Below are 19962 nucleotides of genomic sequence, written 5' to 3' on the forward strand. Positions count from 1 at the left end.
CACCATGAGCAATAAAACCCTAATCGTGATTGGCAACGGCATGGTAGGCCATCACTTTCTAGAGCAGTTCGTTGCCAGCCCGGCTGCGTCGGGCTATGACATTCTGGTCTTCGGTGAAGAAAAGCAGCGAGCCTACGATCGCGTTCATTTGTCGGAATACTTCACCGGCTCAACGCACTCAGATCTCGCGATGGGCACCGCAGACTGGTACTCAGAACACGGTATTCAGCTACGGTTGCATGAACAGGTAACGGCCTTGAACCCTGATCAGCGTAGTGTCACCACGCCGAAGGGCGACTATGGCTATGACGAACTGGTGCTGGCAACCGGCTCCTTCCCTTTCGTACCGCCGATTGAGGGCCGGGAGCATCCTCACTGTTTCGTATACCGGACGCTAGAAGACCTTGACGCCATTCGCCACAGCGCCCAGAAAGGCAAGTCTGGGGTAGTTGTGGGTGGCGGTCTACTTGGCTTGGAAGCCGCCAATGCCCTCAAGAGTCTTGGCCTGCAGGCCCACGTAGTAGAGTTCGCACCTCGCCTAATGCCAGTGCAATTGGATACCGATGGCGGAGCGTTGCTGCGTCACAAAATTGAAGAACTGGGCGTTCAAGTGCACACCGAAAAAGCCACCACCTCTATCGTGGAAGGCGAAAATGCTCGCATCCGAATGAACTTCAGCGATGACAGTCATCTGGAAACCGACCTGATCGTCTTTTCAGCCGGTATTCGCCCACAGGATACACTCGCGCGAGCAAGTGGGCTGAGTGTTGGTGAACGTGGCGGCATCGTCGTCAATGATCAGTGCACCACGTCGGACCCACACATTCATGCCATTGGCGAGTGTGCGCTCTGGAACCAGAAGATCTTCGGCTTGGTCGCTCCCGGCTATACCATGGCCCGCACCTTGGCGGCGATTCTGAACGGCGATCGTGATGCCGCCTTTACCGGCGCTGACATGAGCACCAAGCTAAAGCTGCTGGGAGTGGATGTAGGCTCCATTGGCGACGCCCACGGCCAGACACCCGGTGCCCGCAACATACGCTTTAACGATGAGCAGGCCGGCCACTATCGCCGCATGGTGGTCAGCGAAGATGGCAAAACGCTGCTAGGTGCCATTCTTGTGGGCGATAACAGCCACTACGATAGTCTTCTGCAGTACGCCCTGAACGGCATAACACTGCCACACAATCCCGAGACCCTGATACTGCCGGAGAATCAAGGCGGAGCCCCGGCACTGGGCCCCGATGCGCTTCCTGAAACCGCATCCATTTGTTCTTGCCACAATGTCACTAAGGGCGATATTTGCTGCGCGATTGATGCTGGCTGCGTTGACCTCCCCAGCGTCAAAGCCGAAACCAAAGCCAGCACCGGTTGCGGCGGCTGTACCTCGCTACTCAAAAACCTGGTTGATAACGAGCTGGAAAAACGCGGTGTGGCGGTCAACAAAGACTTGTGCGAGCACTTCCCGTACAGCCGTCAGGAATTGTTTCACTTGGTCAAAGTCAACGGCATCCGCACCTTCCGCACCCTGATTAGCCAGCACGGTAAGGGGCAGGGCTGTGATATCTGCAAGCCGGCCGTCGGCTCAATTCTGGCGACCTGCTGGAACGAACACATTCTGGCCACCGATCACGTGCCACTTCAGGACACCAACGACACCTTCATGGCCAATATGCAGAAGAACGGCACCTATTCCATTGTGCCGCGCATTCCCGGCGGTGAGATTACGCCCGACAAGCTGATTGTGCTGGGCGAAGTAGCCAAAGAGTACGACCTTTACACTAAGATCACGGGCGGTCAAAGGGTTGATCTATTTGGCGCTACGCTGAGCGAATTGCCAGAGATCTGGGAGAAGCTCATCGCAGCGGGTTTCGAAACGGGGCACGCCTATGGCAAGTCTTTGCGCACAGTTAAATCCTGCGTTGGCAATACCTGGTGTCGATATGGCGTGCAAGACAGTGTGGGCATGGCGATCGTTCTGGAGAATCGCTACAAGGGTCTGCGGGCGCCGCATAAGGTAAAAATGGCTGTGTCTGGCTGCACGCGAGAGTGCGCCGAGGCTCAGAGTAAGGATTTTGGCGTGATCGCCACTGAGAATGGGTGGAACTTGTATGTCTGCGGTAATGGCGGCATGCGCCCGCGCCACGCAGATTTATTTGCAACCGATCTATCTGATGAGGCGCTGATCCGAACCATTGATCGGGTGGTGATGTTCTATGTGCGCACGGCCGACCGGCTGCAGCGCACGAGTGTCTGGATGGAGAATCTAGAGGGCGGTCTGGATTATCTGAAACAGGTGGTGCTTGAGGATAGCCTGAGTATTTGTGCCGAGCTTGAGGAGCACATGAACAGCATTGCAGATACGTACCAGTGTGAGTGGAAAACGGCTGTAGAAGATCCTGAGAAGCGCAAGCGGTTCCGTGAGTTTGTGAACCTGCCAGAGCAGAAAGATCCTGTGCAGCAGTGGACGACTGAGCGGGGACAGAGACGGCCTGTTTTGGAGTCTGTGTAGCCTTCCGGATTCTGGGATGGCGCAAGGGGCACGGGGTACTTTTCCTCTGGGAAAAATAACTCGCTGCGCTCAGACATCTTTTTCCCGGCGGAAAAGTACCCCGCACCCCTCGCTCACCGAACTCGCAAATATCGAAAAACTGAAGACGAAAAGCTAAGGAGAATACAGATGAAAACTCGTACCTTTTGGAACACCATTTGTACCGTTGATGATCTGGTGCCGGAGTCGGGAATTGCGGTCTGGACGGAAGAGGGTCCGGTGGCCGTGTTTTACCTGCCGCACCGGCTACCAGCACTCGTTGCCATAAGCCATAAAGATCCGTTCAGCGGCGCGAATGTTCTGGCTCGCGGCATCACTGGGGATTTAGGGGGAGAACCAATCGTCGCCTCTCCGTTATACAAACAACACTTCAACCTGAAAACCGGTGTCTGTTTGGAAGATGAATCGGTTAGGGTCAAAACCTACTCTGTGCTTCTCGATGGAAATCGGATCCTTTTGGAAACAAGAGAAACACAGCAAGAGGCTGTGGCAGCATAACCCTGAGGGAGGTTCAATCAACCGATATTGACGGGGCGGAAGCTACCAAAGGCCAATCACTCGCGGGCGACCTGATGTAAGATCAGTTAAACAATCATAAAAAGGAGCCCGCCCGTGAAGCCTCTGAGCCCTACCGACCAGCTTTTTCTCTGGCTTGAGAAGCGCCAGCAACCCATGCACGTAGGCGGGCTGCAGATTTTTTCATTTCCAGAAGATGCACCTGACGACTACGTGTCCAAGCTCGCCGAGCAGCTTCGAAACGATACGGAAGTAGCCGCGCCGTTCAATCAGCGGTTGGACAGCCGCTTGGCGCAACCTGTGTGGGTTCATGATGATCATCTCGACCTAGAGCACCACTTCCGGTTTGAAGCTCTGCCTACCCCGGGCCGTATTCGGGAGCTGCTTGCATTTGTTTCTGCCGAGCATTCCCACTTAATGGATCGGGAGCGGCCGTTGTGGGAATTTCATCTGATCGAGGGGTTGAGCGACAGACAGTTTGCGGTTTACATCAAGGTGCACCATTCCTTGGTGGATGGCGTTTCCGCCATGCGAATGACTCAGCGAATGCTGTCCACGGACCCTTCAAAACGCAACATGCCGCCAGTGTGGGATCTATCCGTGAGGGCGGGGCGAAAAGAGGATAGAAGCGAGCCGTCTCTCTGGTACAGCATTGGCCACTTGCTGGGCGCTTCGGGAAAACAGTTAAGCACGGTGCCGACCGTAGCGCGGGAACTACTGCGCACTGTGAAGGCGGCGCGCAAGGACCCTGCCTACGACTCCATTTTCCACGCACCACGCAGTATTCTGAACCGGAAAATTACCGGTTCCCGCCGGTTTGCGGCTCAATCCTACTGCTTGAAGCGCATCAAAGCGGTGTGCCATGCCCATGACACCACCGTGAACGATGTGGTCACGGCCATGTGCGCCAGTGCGTTGCGCACCTATCTTATGAATCTGGACGCTCTGCCCGATAAGCCTTTGATCGCTATGGTGCCGGTCTCCTTGCGCAAGTACCAAAAGTCTGACGGCAGCGAATCCGAAGGTCGGCAAGCCGAAGGCAATCAGGTGGGCGTTATTCTGGCTAACCTGCATACAGACGAAGGCGACGCTGTTACGCGGCTACGGAAAATCCACCAAGGCATGCAAGAAGGGAAAGATCGCTACGCCCATATGTCACCCGAAGAGATCCTCAACTACACCGCACTGACTTTGGCGCCAGCGGCCTTTAATCTGCTAACCGGCATGGCTCCGAAGTGGCAAACGTTCAATGTGGTGATTTCCAACGTGCCCGGGCCAAAAGAAGCCTGTTACTGGAACGGCGCCAAGCTTGAAGGCATGTATCCCGTCTCCATCGCCATGGACCGTTTGGCCCTGAATATGACCCTGACCAGCTATAACGATCAGGTGGAGTTTGGCTTGATCGGCTGCCGCCGCACGCTACCCAGCCTCCAGAGGATGCTGGACTATCTGGAGGACGGTCTCGTGGAGCTTGAGCAGGCTCTTGTCAGTTAAATTTCACGTCCCGGTTTCGCTCTGAAATCTGGTCGTTCAATGTCCAGAAGTCGTACAGCAGGCCAATCAGGAAGAGGCCGCCGGTCAGCAGGTAGATAACCCCTGTGACCCACTTACCCATGTACATGCGGTGCAAGCCGAATACGCCAGTGAAGGTGAGTAGTAGCCAGCCGACGCTGTAATTTATCTCGCCCTCGCGGAAGCGGTGGTCGGCTTGTTCGTCCATGGAGGGGATCAGAAAGAAGTCGATTATCCAGCCGATCAGGAAGAATCCGAACGTAAAAAACCAGATGGTTCCGGTAATGGGTTTGCCGTAGTAGAAGCGGTGGGAGCCTAAAAAGCCGAAGATCCAGAGTAGGTATCCTAGCAGTTTGCTGTGAGTGTCTGGTCGGGTGATCATTGTTGCTCCGGTGATAAGGGTTGGCTATAGCCGTATATGGGGTTATTTATGTCATTCCACAAGGTCTGAAGCCTGAGTGCCGGTCCGGAGGGTGGCGCATATTCTCCTTGGAAAAAATAACTCGCAGCGCTCAGACATCTTTTTTCTGGCGGAGAATATGCGCCACCCTCCGCCCTTTTAACTCTTGCAATAAATCCAGAGGCAAACGGATTTTGGCACTATTAAGGCCCTAACTCCGGAGCTGGGTCGGGACCGCCTTCTCGGAATTCGCTAGCAGATTTTCCGGTCCACTTTTTGAATGCGCGACTGAAGTTGGAGAGGTCGGCGTAGCCCAGTTCGTAAGCGATTTCACTCACGGATTGGCTGGTGTAGCGTAATAGCTGAATGGCGCGGTCTTTGAGCACGGATTCTACAATTTCACGGTAACTGGTTTCTCGTTCCGCCAACCGTCGCTTTAGTGTTCTGGAGGAGACGCAAAAGCGTTCCGCCATGGCTTCAAGCGAAGGCAGCGGGCCGGGCATTATTCGCAGCATGTTGCGCACGGCCATGGCAAGGTCGCCTTGGTCCTTGAGGGCCTTCTGTAGTTCAAATTCACACTCATCTCTGGCCAGACGGGAAGCGTCTGCGTCGGCCAAGCGCATGCGCACATCCAGCAGTGTTTTCGGGAACACCAGCATCTCATCAGGCTGGTCATACTGAAATTTGACCGGCAACTGGTCGGCAAACTGGTGGTAATAGGCAGGCTCTGCGCCGCTGAGGCGAACGTTTACGCCGGGAAGCTTGCCGTGATCGAGGGCAAATCCGCGTTTTTCAGCATCGCTACGGTCCAATAGCTGTTCAGTGAGCATCACCAGTGTGGCGCTGACGGTTTCTGCCAGAAACGGATAGAGGCTTGGCACGTCGAACTCGGTGCAGAGCTTCACCAGTACGTGCTCATCAGTTTCTGACTGGCTCATGCTCAAAAACGGCGCTCGTAGCTGCAGGTAGCGACGAACGGAATCCAGCGCTCCGGCAAACGTAGGGCTGGTTAATGCAGCAAACCCAAGCGTGCCGTGAATGGTTACCCGCAGCTCTCTGGCCAGCATGAAGCTCAGTCCGTCTTTGCCAGCGAGTTTCAGTGCGCGCTCGGCCATAACCATGGCATCGGTAACAAACACACGGCTATCGTTGGCTTTCAGTTCTTCAGCATTAACGTTAAGGCCTTCATATAGCTGACGATCGTTATGGCCAAGCTGCTGTACGGTTTTGGCCAACACCCGCATGTACACGCCAGGCACTAGGAAGAGTCCCAGCATTTGCCGTTCTTTTTCCGACCCGGAAATCGCCATAGAGTGCCCTGTCTTTGCGTGAGTGCTGCTTGAGTGCTGTTTCCTAAAGACTCTAGCAGAAGCCTGCAACCATCACAGTGGGAGAGATGGCACACCAGACAGCGTCGCGCTGGCCAACTTCATGTCACTGTGTCCTATTTTGAATGGTGAGCGGCCCGCTTTCGCATTCACCTCAATCGTCGACTCCAACACACTGGCTACATGACATCAGCCAATGTGAGGAGTAAACCCATGCTGAGTACTAAAACCGCCCCAAACCCGATTACCTTAGACAACAGAGCGTCAAAAACGCCAGATAACGTCGACATCAAAGCCCAACGCATGGGTTTTGAGTTTGATGAGCAGGTGCCGCAATATTGGGTGGAAGAGAGCCCTTTTTTTAGCCATCTCATGAATGCACTTTCGGTGCTCTTTCCGCAGGGAGAACAGTTTTTTGTGGATTCTGTCCGTGCCTTCCGGGATCAAATTGACGATCCGAAATTGAAAGCCGAAGTGCGGGGCTTTATTGGCCAAGAAGCCATGCACTCACTGGAACATATGGCCATGAACCAGCATGTGCGGGATCGCGGCATGCCGGTAGGCGAAATGGAAAAACAACTGAACGTCGTTCTGGATGTCGCCAAACTGCTACCAAAGCGCCATCAACTGGCCATTACCTGCGCCCTTGAGCACATAACCGCCATGATGGCGGATATGCTTCTGGAACGCGACGATGTGCGCGAGGGCATGCATGAGACCATGCGCCCGCTCTGGGCATGGCATGCTATTGAAGAAACCGAGCACAAAGCAGTGGCTTACGATGTGTTCCAGCAGGTTGGCGGCACCTACGCCGAGCGAACCTTTTATTTGGTTCTAAGCACGGCCGCTCTAGGCGTGGTGGCGTCGTATTTCACAGGCCGCATGGTGGCAAATGACACCAAGGGGTTCTCGATAACCGATACCGGCAAGAGCTTGTGGCGCATGTGGGGCAAGAACGGTACTTTCTCAAGCCTAATACCTACCTGGTTTGGTTACTTCAAACCGGGCTACCACCCTTGGGACAATGACAACAGCGAGTTGATTGCGCGGTTTAAGGCTGAGATTCAGGCATACATCGCACCGGAGTACCAGAACGGGAATCGCAAAACCCTACAGTGATTACGCTACACAACGGAACAGGCCAGCAAGACAACGCTGGCCTGCTTAGCTTTCAGTCGAATCCTTCCGTTTACTTATCGCAATACCTTTGGCTTCGACAATGCCCTTGCGCCACAACCTCCACTCGCCGGGCTGATAGATATCCCATTCCTCATCGCTGGTCAGTGGCTCGGTTACTACAACGCTGACAATATCGTTCGGCGTGGTTTCAGATTCAAAATCCACAATCACATCTGCATCTTTCAGCCTTGCCGGACCAAAAGGCGCACGGCGGGTAATGCTGGCCATTTTGGTGGTGCAGTAGGTGAACAACCAGTCGCCGTTGCTCAGCAAAAGATTGAAAACACCCTGCTCTGCAAACGCCTTCGAAAGTTCCACCAAATGCTGTGTGATCGCCTCGACCGAATCATTCCTGTCGCTATGGCTGCGTAGATGATTGAGGATTTCGCAGAACAACGCCTCACTATCGGTGCCACCAACCGGCTCGTAAAACCCCGGTGAAGACTGAAAGTCGGAAAGCTGGCCGTTGTGGGCAAACACCCAGTAACGGCCCCAGAGTTCGCGCATAAACGGGTGGGTATTCGCCAGACAAATTTCGCCTACATTGGCCTGACGAATATGGCAAATAGCCACTTCGCTTTTGATCGGGTGGGTCTGAACCACTTCAGCAAGCCGGGAGTTGGCGCTGGCATCCACATCGTGGAACGCCCGCACGCCCTTGCCCTCATAAAAAGCCACGCCCCAGCCATCCTTGTGGGGGCCAGTGTCGCCGCCTCTGCGAGTCAGCCCGGTAAAGCTGAAGCAGAGGTCGGTGGGTGTATTGGCACTCATAGCCAGCAGTTCACACATAGAGCGAGGCGGTTCCTTGCGTTATTTTAGCGGGTTAACGATACAAACTCTTACCGGCGAAGCGCTCTACCAACGGCTGATAGGCCGAGCCCAGCAAGCGGTTAATAGCATCGATTCCCCAAGCGTCGGACCCTACAAGAATGCGGGATTCGTTTTTGAGAATACCCTTCACAATCGTTTCAGCAGCTTTTTCCGGCGTGGTCATCGCCAGTTTATCAAAACTAGTGCGCAGCTCTTCCGCACTCTTGGGCTTACTCATGCGCGCCGAGTTGGCAATGTTGGTGCGGATACCGCCCGGGTGGACACAACTGACAGCAACAGGCTGCTTTTCCAGCTTCATTTCTTGGCGCAGGGATTCTGTGAATCCGCGAACCGCGAACTTGGCCGCATTATAGGCGCTTTGCGTAGGCACACCGATTAAGCCAAATACACTGGATATGTTCACCACATGGCCATCACCAGATGCAATCAGGTGCGGCAGAAAGGCACGGGTGCCGTGAGCAACTCCCCAAAAATCGATATCCATGATCCAGGCGAAGTCCTCGTCGCTCATCTCTCTCACCGTTGCTGAAAGCGCGACGCCTGCGTTATTGATGATCAGGTTAACCTGACCAAAATCTTTTGCTACCTCTGCAGCATGGGCGTAAATAGCGTCCCTGTCGCTTACGTCCAAAGAATAGGTTCTAACTGGCGTTCCAGTAATTCCTGCAGCCGTTTCGGCCAGCCCGTCCTCGTTAACATCCGATAACGCCAGCCGGCAGCCCCGCGCCGCCAACGCTTTGGCGAGTGCTCGCCCTATACCGGAACCTGCTCCGGTGACGACTGCGACTTTGTTTTTCAGATCTTTCATGGGCATTGATCTCTTGTTGTGTGTTGTTCTGATTAAAGAAGATACTCTAACAACTGCCGCTGATCAGCATATGGCTCTGAATTAATGACGTGCACGACGCCCGGGCCACTCGGACTCAGCTCTCGCTTTTGGGTACAATTCATCAAACGGGAGTTCAGTCTTCCGGATTTCTTAAACCCTGAACCTGCGGATTTTCTGTATGGAATGGAGTCTTACACATTTTTGGCTAATTCTAGCCCTAGCGCTGGGTTTGGCTGAGCTGGCCTATGGCATATTTTTGCTGCTGGCGCTGGCTGTTGCAGCTGCTTTAACCGCCGCTCTGGCGTTCGTTGGCATGTCGTTCGAATGGCAGCTGGTTGGCATGGGTGTGTTCTCAGGCCTGTTGGTTCCCATCGCCATCCGTTGGATTCGCCCACGCTTCTCCCCCAAGGGAGTGGCCTACGGAACCACCGGCACAGGCGTAGAGCAGGGCCTGCGCTACCGCACCCTGAAAAGGGATTTTGATGGTGCCACGGGTATTAAGGTCAACGGCGACTTTTATCGCTTAAAAGACGAAAAGACCGGCGCCACCGACTTTCCCGAGGGAACCGACGTTATTTTCAAAAAGTTTGATGGCACAACAGCCATTGTCCAAACCGCTACACACAAGGAACAGTAAGCATGGAATCCTATATCACACCGGGGCTGATCATCAGCCTGATTGTTGTCGCCATCGGCATTTTTGTTATCGCCAAAGGCTTGGTGATCGTTCGGCAGTCGGAAGTTATGGTTATTGAACGTTTGGGGTCGTTTAACCGCGTTCTGGAAAGCGGCGTGAACATCATCATTCCCTTCGTCGAACGGCCCCGCCCAATCACCATGATTCGCTACGTGCGCATGGGCGAGGAATACCACCCGATGACCACCGATGAAGTCCGCATCGACCGCCGAGAAACGGTAATGGACTTCCCTGGTCAGCCTGTTGTAACCACCGATAACGTAACTGTAAAAATCAATGGTGCTCTCTACTACCAGATCATTGATCCCCGCCGCGCTGTTTACGAAGTGGCGAACATGAGCCAGGCCGTTGAAGTATTAGCCAAAACCACCTTGCGCTCGGTGGTAGGCAAGATGGAGCTGGACAAGCTGTTTGAATCTCGCTCTGAAGTGAACAATGCCATTCAGGCCGAGATGGAAGAGCCTGCGTCCAAGTGGGGCGTAAAGCTGACTCGGGTCGAAGTTCAAGACATCAGCATGCCGGAAGAAGTGGAAGAGGCCATGCGCCTGCAAATGGCAGCAGAACGTAAGCGCCGTGCCACAGTTACTGAAGCGGAAGGTGAAAAGTCGGCAGCCATCGCCATGGCACAAGGCCAGCGCGAATCTGCCATTCTCAACGCCGAGGGTGACAAACAGTCCGCCATTCTGCGCGCGCAAGGTGAGCAAGAATCGATTCGTTTGGTACTGAGCGCCATGGGCGATTCTGAAGACAACAAGCAAACGGTTATCGGCTATTTGCTGGGGCAAAGCTACATCAAAGTACTGCCAAACATGGCAAAAGACGGCGAGCGGGTGTTTGTGCCCTACGAGTCTTCAGCTCTACTGGGCTCCATGGGCATGTTCCGGGAACTGGCTGGTAGCCCGGAAGACGCGGTTCGCCAATCACTGCAGAAGGATGGCTTGCGTGGTGGATTGGTTGGTGGAGCGGGCAACGCTTAACCCAACCACGCATGTCCATGATATACCTGCCTGAGTTACGTCTGGCAGGTATATCAACGCCAGTATCCAGATAAATACAGACAAGCAATCAAGTGCTTCAGCGTTTTATTGTCAAGCCATTCTGGCGTATCCGCTGCACATTCAGGTTCATCAGATGTCTTAGCACATAGCGGTAGAGGATCTTTTTTAGTCCGCGCAAATTGCTACCATGCTTGCTGTAGAACCCATCAGGGTTATCAAAAACCCCAAAATCGTCGGCAATACCCTCTGCCTGAATATAGGTGTCGTTTCCATCAAACTCATTGCTGGGTTTTTGCAGGCACGGCACAGAAATACCGTAGCCGCTAAAACGTGTCCGGTTCGGAAAGGCTTGTTGAACCTTAGCTAAAAAAGCCTGATCAATGATGAAACCTTCGACGTTCAACCATTCGCCGTCCAGCAGAACCTCTACCCAGCTGTGCAAGATGCGCTTGGGGGCGAAGGGCATAAGATATGTTGGGATCGCCCCTCTCTGTAATGCATTGAAAATGGTAAAGCCATGGAAGCGACATGGGATGTCCAGAGCACGCAACAAAGCCATAAACAGCGTGCTTTTAGTATTGCATTGCCCATAACCGTTGGCTAAGACGTCACTCGCAGGAATGGAATCATCGCGGTTATATCCAAACCTTATTTCATCCCGCACGAAATAATAGATACTTTTTAACGCTTGCTCTCGAGACAGACTTCTCCAGCCCTGCCTATCGATCAAGCTTTGAATACTGGCGTGACTGTAATCAAGAATCGCTGTTTCAGCTGTATATCGAACACTCATACTGATCTCCTATGGGTTACGAGCACCATAGCGATCATTCGCGTGTTTAAATTGAATAAACTGGCTAATTTGAATCTTGAAAGCTGCTCAACAACTGCGTCCCTGTCATACCAAACGTACTTTTTATCGTTCTGCTTAGGTGAGCACTGTCACTAAAACCCGCGATATGTGCCGCTTCAGTAGCGCTTTTGCCGCGTTTGATCGTCTCAATGGCGCATATCAGCCGCCGCCACAACAGGTAAGGCCGCCACGCAATGCCCAACTCCGCTTTCACCACGTGTAAAAACCGGCTCTCAGACATTGCCAACCATTCAGCGACCTCTTTTGCTCGCCATGCCTCAGGCTTCATACAATCAACACCAAAACACCGATCCAGACGCTCAAGCAATCTAGCGAGCCGCTCATCGCGGCAACGGTATGGGTTATTCTTCATTGCGCGAACTAGTTCGGGAAATTCCCCAAGTTGCTCGAAAAGTATCTCTAGTCGAGCATCTGCGTTTACAAACGGCAGCCGCATGGGTAACTCACTTATAACCTCACCCAACAGGCTTTCTGGTTCGGCCAGTATTACCCATCCATTTGGCATACTCAGTTGATGTATTTCATTGGGCTTGATTACAGCCCCACCTTTTAGCGGCTGCCCATTCAACACACTGCCCGCACTCGGTAGGCAGACCTGCCATAAGGCATGCTTATGCGGTTCGGTATCAATCGAGTGACCGTAGGCGATCGCCATACCGGGCGCGAAATAGGCGTTCTTTTGCATCAAGTTTGGCCTGCTGACTTATTCCTTCAATGGACATCAACCCAACAGATTATCCAGCGGTTCTTCATAACTCGGCGCAAACACCTCCATAAAGTAAGTCACCTCAGGTAACCCTTCTTGTGTAAGCCTTTGCCGGATCTGCTTCTCAGCTGGCTCAAACTCCCGGTTTCCCGCGCCTACTTCTGCTTGGCATTTTAACCAGGCCGATAAGCGGTCCGCTGCTTTGATCAGTTCTCGATCCTCTGCAGGAAGTTGGGATTCCTGAAGGTAAGGCGCAAAATCCTCGCGCAGGTCGCCCGGTAGCAGCGCCAGTAGTTCAGCCTCCGCTTTGTGTTCAATATCGCCAAATGCCTCGCGCATAACCTTGGAGTGGTACTTCACAGGGGTAGGCATATCGCCCGTTATCACTTCCGTTGCGTCATGGTAGAGCGCGGCGGCGGCAATCCTGTCAGCATTCACATTTCCACCGAAGTGGCGATTGCGGATGAGCGCTAGTGCGTGGGCCAGCGTGGCGACTTCCCAGGAGTGGGTTGCTACGTTTTCTTCGATGGCATTGCGCATCAACCCCCAACGCTTGATCCAGCGCAGGCGAGATACGTAAGCAAAAAAGTGACTACTGGCCTTGGACACGCCTTGTTCCTTTTGCATAGCATTGGATGAGGTTTGGACGCCTTAACGGGCGTCCAACGTAAATACGACGATTATATTGCCAGTATCCGATACCGCCGCATTTCGTGAGGGGTCGAGCAAAAATAACTGGTTAGCTGGCACTCCGTGGGTGTCTCGCAGCAGTACCTCAAGCACCGAGGCCCGGGCATTGGCTAGGTTGTTCAGCAACTCCGGCGCCAATGGTCGTTCTCCGGCCAAATAGGCGCCCTTGGCCTCTTGCCAGATCTCATCGGTTAGCTCTGTATCTTGCGCTGTCAACTCATCACGCAAAAGTACCAGACCGTCTGCGGACGGTGAGACGCCACCGCGAATGTTAAGCAACAGATCGGGGCGATCAAGCAGCGCTTTTGCCAAAGCCGTCAACTTCTCCGCTTCGCCCGGAGCAAGCTTAGTGGTGCCCGGTTCAAAACGCATCTGCCCGAGTTCTTCGCCACTTAAGCCCGCAAGGTCGGCAATGGAGCCAAGCATACTGAACGGGGATGTGGCCGCCTTGGCCAACAGGTTAACAAACGTTCGCATAACCACTTGGCCAACGTTGAATTCCGGGCTGGCCATGTCACCGCTGACGGGGAGGTTTACTTCAATCACGCCATTACCATCCCTGAGCAATGCCAACCCGAGCTTTACGGGTGCATTAATGGCTTCTTCGCTTGCAATGGATTGCCCTAAGCCGAGGCGATCCATAACTACTCGGTTTGATGCGTTTATCTGGCTGCCGGTAATCTCATAATCAAGGTCCAAACCCAGCTTGCCACTGTCGATGCCATACCCCAGATACCGTCCCAAATAGGGCGAGAGCGCGGGTAATGAGAGATCTTTCATCGTCAACTTGAGGTTGCTGGTTTCGTCCGTACCCAGAGCTCCGATTGTGCCGTCAAACTCAACGCTGGCACTGCCACCTATACGTCCGTTCAGGGAGACTTTGCCTTGTTGCGGCGCTACGTTACTCAAACCTATCACCGAGCCATTGAGCTGATCGAGCGAGGTTGTAAAGGCTGGTTCTAGTGTCCTGTCTGTATAGTCGAGCTCGCCTTGTTCAATCATTAACTGGCCGATGCGCAGGATGAACTGAGCCTCCTCATCAGAGCTTTCTTGCGTCGCGGTATTAGCCCCATCAGCCGCAGGCGGCAACACAACCTGCTCTAAGTTGTGCACGCCCGTTGTATTGCGCACCAAATTGATACCCGGCTGCGCCAGTGTAACCGTGCCTATCTCCAACCTAGCCGGATGCACATTGTACTCGACGGGCGAAAGTCGCAACGCTTGCCATGATACCAAGCGCTCGTTACTGCCCGGCAGTTGCAGGTTCAACCCGGAAACCTCTGCAGTCCCGCTAAACGTGCCGGTTAAGGGTTCCTGCTGGCCATCCAAGTCCAGATTCCCATCCAACCCCAGCGTGCCGCCTGCAATTGCGAGGTTGGCAGACTCCTGCAAATAGGGTTCAAACGTTGCCAAAAGTATGTCGGAGCCGGAGATCGCGGCTTCCAAGGCAAATGGCTGGGGTGTTAGCTGGCCGTTGACGGAAAGCCTGCCACCGCGGGCCAGAACTGCCTGCATCTGGTAGGGCACCTGATCTTCCATTTCACTATTAACACTGCCGACCGAAAATGATAGCTGCTCCAGCACCAGCTCTGCTGGCGAGCTCGGCTGCTGATCCTGCCAAACCACACGGCCATCAGACATATCGATGCTCGCAAAAGACCAACGAAAAGGCTGTTGAGTTTCTGCCTGTACTGGCGCCTCGGAACTCGCGCCATTGTCCTCGCTGTTCGTCTCCTGATTTTTGGCAACGTCAGCCAAGGCAGCGATCCAATCAATCTCTCCAGATTTGCTGCGGGCGAGGGCGATATCAGGTTGTTTCAGGGTAATCGGGCCAACAGTGGCTTCACGGGCGCGGAGATCAAACCCTATATCCTCGATGGCTATCGAGGCTGTGTTCAATCTGGCCTGTTCGCTTTGTTTATCTAGCGCAACGGCCAGGTCCTCAACCAAAAGCCTGCCGCTGTTAGTGGTGAGGTGGAGTGTATCGCTTGCCTGAAGTTCATAGTTGGAGCTTACGGATACCTTACCTCCCAGCAAGCCGTAGGGTAGGTAGGGGGCAAGAAAGTGACCAAGTGTTTCGTGATCGACGCCGGATATAGCGAGATTTCCGCTGGAATAAAGCGGTGTAATGCTGAGATTGCCCTGCCATTCAATGGTTTGATCACCCATAGCCGCCAGCAGATGGTAGTCACTACTGCGACCCTCGCGTTGCCAGGTGGCCAAATCGGTCAGGGTTAGATCCAGCGGCGTAATCTCGAACTCAGCCATGTCTGGCTGCGTGAAATCCCGAAACAACAGCTCACCACCGTTTATGGTGAACCGCTGAAGGTACAAAGGCGGCGGTGTCTGAGCCTCCTCAGGCTCGGCCGTTTGGTCAGTTTGTCCTGTGCTGGCTGCTTGAACGTCTCGCGCAAAATTCACGCTGTAGTCTTCGAGTAAATCCAGCCGAATGAACGGTTCATCTAACTCGATAGCCTCAAACCCGACAACGCCGCGAATCAGGTCGAAGAAATTCAGGTTTAGGTACAAACGATCAAAACCTACAACTCGTTCATTGCCGCTATCTTGTGCCGACAGGTTCAGTGCTTCGATACTGAGCGCAAATGGATTGCTGCGAATGGAGTCAACATTGGCCTGCCACCCCATCTGCTGCTCCAGTTGGTCGGGCAAGGCACGCTTTAACCACCAGGGCAGCAACAGAAAACCCGCCAGACTGTAAAACAGGATGAGTACGAGCATGCCGATAGCCAGATTTCTGGGAAGACGATTACGCTGACGGCTTTCAGCCACTGTTTTCTCCTTTCGGATGGTGAAATCTAAGCAAAACACTCCCACAAGGATAGTCGGGGCGGTACGGGTTTGTCAGCCACTGTGTAGCAACCGCTGACACGGGAAACTGAACCCTATATCCTGAGTGCTCGTATCAAATGCGATTAATAATCTCTTTCTTCCACGGCTTTTTAATTGTCAGCACACGAGGATAGGCGTTTATGGACATTGGCGATATGCGTCGCGACTTTGAAAGTGAAGGGCTGGATCGCGATGCTTTGAGCAACGACCCGGTTCAGCAGTTCGAAATTTGGTTCGGGGACGCCCGCGAGGCCGGTATCCTTGAGCCCAATGCCATGTCGCTAGCCACCTCGGGTGCCGACAGCATGCCCGATTTGCGCACGGTTCTGCTGAAGTACTTCGACGATCACGGGTTTGTGTTCTATACCAATTATGAAAGCCGCAAGGCCCACGAAATTTCTGAAAACCCACGGGCAGCATTGCTGTTCCCTTGGATTGGCCTGAACCGTCAAGTTCGTATTCAAGGCCAGGTTGAGAAGGTGAGTAAAACCGAATCGCTCAAGTATTTCGCCTCGCGGCCTAGGGGTAGCCAGATAGGCGCCTGGGTTTCAGAGCAGAGTAAAGCCATCACGTCTAGAGGACTGCTGGAGCAGAAAGTGGCAGAAATGAAGAGCAAATTCAGCGAAGGTGAGGTGCCACTACCAGGTTTTTGGGGTGGTTACCGCGTTGTGCCTGAGCGTATTGAATTCTGGCAGGGCCGACCCAGCCGCCTTCACGACCGGTTTGAGTACGTGAGGGAAGGCGATGGCTGGCTCATTCAACGACTCCAACCCTGATTCCGGCGGCGTGCTACACAACCCGATTATTAAACTGTGCCACCAAACCGGGCAAGCGCCCAAGCTCGCTCCGGACTGGCTAACTGCCCATGAGAACGAGAGGTTTGCCGAGCTGGGGGGCGACCGTGCGGCGGAGTTTCTCACTAGCCGTTGGTTGATACGCCAAACGTTAAGCAAAGCCTGCTCGGCTAATCCTGAACACTGCTGGCCAGTAGAAGGGCGCGCAATAGCTTCAGCCAGCCCGGTAGGCTGGCATCTCTCGCTCAGCCATAGCCATGGGTTAGCAGCCTGCAGTGCGCAATATGGCTCAGCACTGGGCATAGATATTGAGCCCAGCAAACGCCACCCGCAATGGCAGAAAGTGGTTAAACGCTGGTTCTCCCCCATTGAGCAGGAATGGCTGTTTCAGGAGGACGACCCCCATGCATTCCTACAGGCTTGGACGTTAAAAGAAGCGTGGCTGAAGGCCACCGGGCGGGGCATTGCAGGCAACCTACAGACCTTGGAAGTGCGCAGAAACTTCGAACTTTACGGTGATCAGCCAGACGATCACTGGCAGGCGTGTGCCTTTTACACAGAAGGTTTTATGTGCGCACTGGTTTACCGACAAACCAGCGCCGTCCAGGACACCACATGGCCGGCTATTACTCTGCTGGAACCGCCCCCTGAGAACTACAGTCTTTGTGCGGCACAAGCACTGGACACACACTGGGAGCCCATGTTTCGCCACCGAATCCGCGCTAAGCGCTAACCCCACGGCCGGGAGCCACGCATGCCCGCTTCTTCCACCACGAACGAAATCTCCTCTGCGGTGGATACCGCTGAACGTTGCCCTTGGTGCGGCGATGATCGACTGTATGTGCACTACCACGATACTGTTTGGGGCCGCCCCGAGTACAACAGTCTAGCCCTGTTCGAAAAGCTATGTTTGGATGGCCAACAGGCGGGCCTGAGCTGGATTACCATACTGCGCAAGCAAGAGACTTATCGTGCCGCTTATGATCACTTCAATCCGGAGAAAATCGTTCAGTACAGCGATGCCAAAGTCGCTGGACTTTTAGCAAACCCCGGCATTGTGCGTAACAAACTCAAAGTGCAATCGATCATTAAAAACGCGAGGGGGTTTTTGGACCTTCAGGAAAAAGGCATAGAATTCTCCCCGTTTCTGTGGTCGTTTGTTGGAAGCAGTCCTATCCAAAACAGTTGGCGCAGTTTTGATGAAGTACCAGTGACGACACCGGAATCCGAGGCCATGTCCAAGGCGCTCAAACGCGCTGGCTTTACCTTTGTTGGCCCCACCATTGTTTATGCGTTTATGCAGGCAACCGGCATGGTTAACGATCACATGGTTTACTGCCCACAGCACGCACAATGCCGCTCACTCGCCCAATGATCTTAAATGCCCACCGGCTCGTAAGTTCTGGAGAATCAGGTTTCCCGGAGTTTAGCCGTGAGAATTACGCTAGAACAACTGACTAGCCAGCCAAAGCAGGTCATAGATCTGCTTGAAATTATTTCCATTGAAGGCCAGCAATATATGGCTCGGCTAAGCGTCGGAAATCAGCAGTTTTTGCTGTCTGACAAAAAGGGCGTTACCTGCATTTTCCGAAGCGCTTGGCAGCTTCAAGAGGCCCTCAGCGACCTCAGCATCAAGGAATCTCAAGTTGTTCACCCCTCTGCTTACCACGAAATGATTGGTATGGAGCCTGCAGCCATAGAGCCCTTACGGATCCGCGTTCAGACCCAACGTACTCAGGGACGAAAACCATGATTTCCGTTGCGAGACTTGCCGTTCTGGTAGGGATAGCAGGATTGATTCCCTTTATTGCCTGCGTGGTTGTTCTTATCACGATGCCGCAGTACAGCGTCGCCATGTTGGGTTATTTCTATCTCTACAGTGCAGGCATTCTGGCGTTTATGGCAGGTGTTTACTGGCCCATCGCAATGCAGTTGGACAACCGGTGCTACCCTCTATCGCCGCTGGTAACTATTTTGCTCAGCCAAGTGTTTTTCGTCACCGCTGGCGTTGGACTGCTGTTGAGTACACCAGCGCAGATAGTGCTCTATACCCTAGCCTACCTTGCCCTTTATATTACCGATGCACGCTGGATGCGGGTGTATTGGCCTGCTTGGTATCTACGCCTGCGATTGGTTTTAACACTGGTAGCGGTAACTTGCCAACTCACCGTCGGCGCTTGGTTCTTCCTGCAGCATTAAGGCCGGAATGCGTCTTCCGGCCCATCAACCAATGCCTGCAATTTGCGTAACGCCAGCTTCTCGATTTGCCGCACTCGCTCCCGGCTAATGCCCATATCGTCAGAGATAACCTGCAAGGTTTCCGGCTCCGGTAATCCAAGCCCGTAGCGACGGGACAAAATTGCCTGCTCCCTGTCCGTGAGTTCACTGAACATGGATTTCAGAGCCCGATGATGATCCCGGCTAGACATCCTGTTTTCCGGGATAGCCTGATCACCGGCATCAAGGCTGTCACCCAGAGTGATAGCCCCATCCGCAACCATGGGGACATCCGTTGAAACTTCACGCCACGCCAGCGCTCTCAGCTCGCCTATTCGCGAAGGTGACGCTTCCATAGCCCGCGCCAGCTCGGTTTGGGACGGTGTGCGCCCGAGTTCCTGATGCATTCGCAAAGACACTTTGTGAAGAGTGCGAATTTCTTCCACCACGTTCTCAGGCGTGTGAACCAGACGCATGCCGCGCTGCAAGCAGCGTTTTACTTCTTCACTGATCCACCAATAAGCATAGGTAGAAAAGCGGAACCCCTTTGTCGGGTCGAATCGCTCAACCGCTTTGATGAGGCCTACATTGGCATCCTGAATCAAATCCGACATGGGGATGCCCTGCTGGTTGTAGCGGCGGGCAATGTGCACGGCCAGACGCAAGTTGCTCTGAATGAGCTTGCGACGGCACGCATTGGCAAGATGAAAGGCGCGGCGGCATTTGGGAGAAAAGGCGCAAGCGTCGCCAAGGCTGCCAATAACAACGCGGAAGGTTTGGGATGTGTGAACAGGCAATGCTAGCTCTGCACTGATCACACGGAAGCATCGCGTCAGCTTGCGGGAAAGGCGACGTTCAGACGCCTCAGTAAGCATTTCGTACCGGGACGCATCCCTGAAATACAGCCCAACCAGAGAATCTCTTTCACCATCATTGGGCATTTTAGGAGACGGCCCCAGCCTGTCAGTATTTACCATGGCTCGGTACCCG

At 53.8% G+C, this 19962-nt stretch carries 20 protein-coding genes; 11 read left to right on the top strand and 9 right to left on the bottom strand.

Translation table 11 applies throughout. The features are described from left to right. Nucleotides 1-4: 4 nt before the first annotated feature. The 3 genes from nirB to FE845_RS08555 all read left to right on the top strand — a co-directional run bounded on the left by nirB (nucleotide 5) and on the right by FE845_RS08555 (nucleotide 4561). Nucleotides 5-2512: a nitrite reductase large subunit NirB gene (nirB, locus tag FE845_RS08545; protein WP_200363446.1), complete on the top strand. Its 2508-nt coding sequence runs from the start codon at nucleotides 5-7 to the stop codon at nucleotides 2510-2512. Nucleotides 2513-2680: 168 nt separating this feature from the next. Further along, entirely contained in the window at nucleotides 2681-3049 is a 369-nt protein-coding gene (nirD, locus tag FE845_RS08550) for a nitrite reductase small subunit NirD (RefSeq protein WP_200363448.1), read from the top strand. Nucleotides 3050-3163: 114 nt separating this feature from the next. Next, the gene (locus FE845_RS08555; protein ID WP_200363450.1) at nucleotides 3164-4561 is read left to right on the top strand and encodes a WS/DGAT/MGAT family O-acyltransferase; all 1398 of its coding nucleotides are present in this window, start codon (nucleotides 3164-3166) and stop codon (nucleotides 4559-4561) included. Here the strand turns inward: FE845_RS08555 and FE845_RS08560 are convergent. Further along, the gene (locus tag FE845_RS08560) at nucleotides 4554-4961 is read right to left on the bottom strand and encodes an NINE protein (RefSeq protein WP_200363452.1); all 408 of its coding nucleotides are present in this window, start codon (nucleotides 4959-4961) and stop codon (nucleotides 4554-4556) included. The two genes, FE845_RS08555 and FE845_RS08560, sit on opposite strands and share 8 nt — an antisense overlap. A 221-nt stretch (nucleotides 4962-5182) precedes the next feature. Further along, nucleotides 5183-6289 carry an AraC family transcriptional regulator gene (locus tag FE845_RS08565; protein ID WP_200363454.1) on the bottom strand — a complete coding sequence of 369 codons (1107 nt, stop codon included), beginning with the start codon at nucleotides 6287-6289 and terminating at the stop codon, nucleotides 5183-5185. Between the two features lie 231 nt (nucleotides 6290-6520). Here FE845_RS08565 and FE845_RS08570 point away from each other — a divergent pair, with 231 nt between their 5' ends. Then, nucleotides 6521-7426 (top strand): metal-dependent hydrolase, encoded by a 906-nt coding sequence (locus FE845_RS08570; protein WP_200363456.1) that lies wholly within the window; start codon nucleotides 6521-6523, stop codon nucleotides 7424-7426. Nucleotides 7427-7471: 45 nt separating this feature from the next. Here FE845_RS08570 and FE845_RS08575 read toward each other — a convergent pair whose 3' ends face one another. Continuing rightward, the gene (locus FE845_RS08575) at nucleotides 7472-8275 is read right to left on the bottom strand and encodes a class II glutamine amidotransferase (RefSeq protein WP_200363459.1); all 804 of its coding nucleotides are present in this window, start codon (nucleotides 8273-8275) and stop codon (nucleotides 7472-7474) included. Nucleotides 8276-8309: 34 nt separating this feature from the next. After that, nucleotides 8310-9125 carry an SDR family NAD(P)-dependent oxidoreductase gene (locus FE845_RS08580; protein WP_200363461.1) on the bottom strand — a complete coding sequence of 272 codons (816 nt, stop codon included), beginning with the start codon at nucleotides 9123-9125 and terminating at the stop codon, nucleotides 8310-8312. A gap of 199 nt (nucleotides 9126-9324) precedes the next feature. Between FE845_RS08580 and FE845_RS08585 the strand changes: the two genes are divergently transcribed. Both FE845_RS08585 and FE845_RS08590 read left to right on the top strand, forming a co-directional pair. Beyond that, complete coding sequence (locus tag FE845_RS08585; protein WP_200363463.1) at nucleotides 9325-9783, top strand: NfeD family protein; 459 nt, start codon at nucleotides 9325-9327, stop codon at nucleotides 9781-9783. A 2-nt stretch (nucleotides 9784-9785) separates the two neighbouring features. Continuing rightward, complete coding sequence (locus FE845_RS08590; RefSeq protein WP_200363465.1) at nucleotides 9786-10820, top strand: SPFH domain-containing protein; 1035 nt, start codon at nucleotides 9786-9788, stop codon at nucleotides 10818-10820. 97 nt (nucleotides 10821-10917) lie between these two features. Here FE845_RS08590 and FE845_RS08595 read toward each other — a convergent pair whose 3' ends face one another. From FE845_RS08595 to FE845_RS08610, 4 genes are all read right to left on the bottom strand, one after another. Next, the gene (locus FE845_RS08595) at nucleotides 10918-11634 is read right to left on the bottom strand and encodes a transglutaminase-like domain-containing protein (protein WP_200363467.1); all 717 of its coding nucleotides are present in this window, start codon (nucleotides 11632-11634) and stop codon (nucleotides 10918-10920) included. A 64-nt stretch (nucleotides 11635-11698) separates the two neighbouring features. Further along, nucleotides 11699-12400, bottom strand: a complete 702-nt coding sequence (locus FE845_RS08600) for an AraC family transcriptional regulator (protein WP_200363469.1) — start codon at nucleotides 12398-12400, stop codon at nucleotides 11699-11701. 36 nt (nucleotides 12401-12436) lie between these two features. Beyond that, nucleotides 12437-13048 carry a 5'-deoxynucleotidase gene (yfbR, locus tag FE845_RS08605; protein ID WP_227714194.1) on the bottom strand — a complete coding sequence of 204 codons (612 nt, stop codon included), beginning with the start codon at nucleotides 13046-13048 and terminating at the stop codon, nucleotides 12437-12439. Nucleotides 13049-13072: 24 nt separating this feature from the next. Then, the gene (locus FE845_RS08610) at nucleotides 13073-15901 is read right to left on the bottom strand and encodes a DUF748 domain-containing protein (protein WP_320159680.1); all 2829 of its coding nucleotides are present in this window, start codon (nucleotides 15899-15901) and stop codon (nucleotides 13073-13075) included. A gap of 200 nt (nucleotides 15902-16101) precedes the next feature. Between FE845_RS08610 and pdxH the strand changes: the two genes are divergently transcribed. From pdxH to FE845_RS08635, 5 genes are read left to right on the top strand one after another with little or no spacing between them, the layout of a single operon-like run. Next, nucleotides 16102-16737 (top strand): pyridoxamine 5'-phosphate oxidase, encoded by a 636-nt coding sequence (pdxH, locus tag FE845_RS08615; RefSeq protein ID WP_200363474.1) that lies wholly within the window; start codon nucleotides 16102-16104, stop codon nucleotides 16735-16737. Then, nucleotides 16706-17488 carry a 4'-phosphopantetheinyl transferase family protein gene (locus tag FE845_RS08620; RefSeq protein WP_200363476.1) on the top strand — a complete coding sequence of 261 codons (783 nt, stop codon included), beginning with the start codon at nucleotides 16706-16708 and terminating at the stop codon, nucleotides 17486-17488. The genes pdxH and FE845_RS08620 overlap by 32 nt, the downstream gene beginning before the upstream one ends. A gap of 21 nt (nucleotides 17489-17509) precedes the next feature. After that, entirely contained in the window at nucleotides 17510-18130 is a 621-nt protein-coding gene (locus FE845_RS08625) for a DNA-3-methyladenine glycosylase I (RefSeq protein WP_227714195.1), read from the top strand. Nucleotides 18131-18187: 57 nt separating this feature from the next. Next, complete coding sequence (locus FE845_RS08630; protein ID WP_200363478.1) at nucleotides 18188-18508, top strand: DUF6482 family protein; 321 nt, start codon at nucleotides 18188-18190, stop codon at nucleotides 18506-18508. Then, complete coding sequence (locus FE845_RS08635) at nucleotides 18505-18954, top strand: DUF3429 domain-containing protein (RefSeq protein ID WP_200363480.1); 450 nt, start codon at nucleotides 18505-18507, stop codon at nucleotides 18952-18954. Before FE845_RS08630 ends, FE845_RS08635 begins: the two co-directional genes overlap by 4 nt. Here the strand turns inward: FE845_RS08635 and FE845_RS08640 are convergent. Then, a complete protein-coding gene (locus FE845_RS08640) occupies nucleotides 18951-19949 on the bottom strand; it encodes an RNA polymerase sigma factor RpoD/SigA (RefSeq protein ID WP_200363482.1) in 999 nt (332 codons plus the stop codon). The two genes, FE845_RS08635 and FE845_RS08640, sit on opposite strands and share 4 nt — an antisense overlap. Between the last annotated feature and the right edge of the window lie 13 nt (nucleotides 19950-19962).

The organism is Marinobacter sp. 1-4A, assembly GCF_016597725.1.
Classification (GTDB): Bacteria; Pseudomonadota; Gammaproteobacteria; order Pseudomonadales; family Oleiphilaceae; genus Marinobacter.

Bases quoted from the DNA above. Each gene is read 5' to 3' on its own strand.
- FE845_RS08575 (WP_200363459.1), bottom strand. From the start codon at position 8,275: ATGTGTGAACTGCTGGCTATGAGTGCCAATACACCCACCGACCTCTGC.
- FE845_RS08600 (WP_200363469.1), bottom strand. From the start codon at position 12,400: ATGCAAAAGAACGCCTATTTCGCGCCCGGTATGGCGATCGCCTACGGT.
- FE845_RS08580 (WP_200363461.1), bottom strand. From the start codon at position 9,125: ATGAAAGATCTGAAAAACAAAGTCGCAGTCGTCACCGGAGCAGGTTCC.
- FE845_RS08560 (WP_200363452.1), bottom strand. From the start codon at position 4,961: ATGATCACCCGACCAGACACTCACAGCAAACTGCTAGGATACCTACTC.
- FE845_RS08635 (WP_200363480.1), top strand. From the start codon at position 18,505: ATGATTTCCGTTGCGAGACTTGCCGTTCTGGTAGGGATAGCAGGATTG.
- FE845_RS08590 (WP_200363465.1), top strand. From the start codon at position 9,786: ATGGAATCCTATATCACACCGGGGCTGATCATCAGCCTGATTGTTGTC.
- FE845_RS08565 (WP_200363454.1), bottom strand. From the start codon at position 6,289: ATGGCGATTTCCGGGTCGGAAAAAGAACGGCAAATGCTGGGACTCTTC.
- FE845_RS08640 (WP_200363482.1), bottom strand. From the start codon at position 19,949: ATGGTAAATACTGACAGGCTGGGGCCGTCTCCTAAAATGCCCAATGAT.
- FE845_RS08595 (WP_200363467.1), bottom strand. From the start codon at position 11,634: ATGAGTGTTCGATATACAGCTGAAACAGCGATTCTTGATTACAGTCAC.
- nirD (WP_200363448.1), top strand. From the start codon at position 2,681: ATGAAAACTCGTACCTTTTGGAACACCATTTGTACCGTTGATGATCTG.
- FE845_RS08585 (WP_200363463.1), top strand. From the start codon at position 9,325: ATGGAATGGAGTCTTACACATTTTTGGCTAATTCTAGCCCTAGCGCTG.
- yfbR (WP_227714194.1), bottom strand. From the start codon at position 13,048: ATGCAAAAGGAACAAGGCGTGTCCAAGGCCAGTAGTCACTTTTTTGCT.
- pdxH (WP_200363474.1), top strand. From the start codon at position 16,102: ATGGACATTGGCGATATGCGTCGCGACTTTGAAAGTGAAGGGCTGGAT.
- FE845_RS08570 (WP_200363456.1), top strand. From the start codon at position 6,521: ATGCTGAGTACTAAAACCGCCCCAAACCCGATTACCTTAGACAACAGA.
- FE845_RS08625 (WP_227714195.1), top strand. From the start codon at position 17,510: ATGCCCGCTTCTTCCACCACGAACGAAATCTCCTCTGCGGTGGATACC.
- FE845_RS08620 (WP_200363476.1), top strand. From the start codon at position 16,706: ATGGCTGGCTCATTCAACGACTCCAACCCTGATTCCGGCGGCGTGCTA.
- nirB (WP_200363446.1), top strand. From the start codon at position 5: ATGAGCAATAAAACCCTAATCGTGATTGGCAACGGCATGGTAGGCCAT.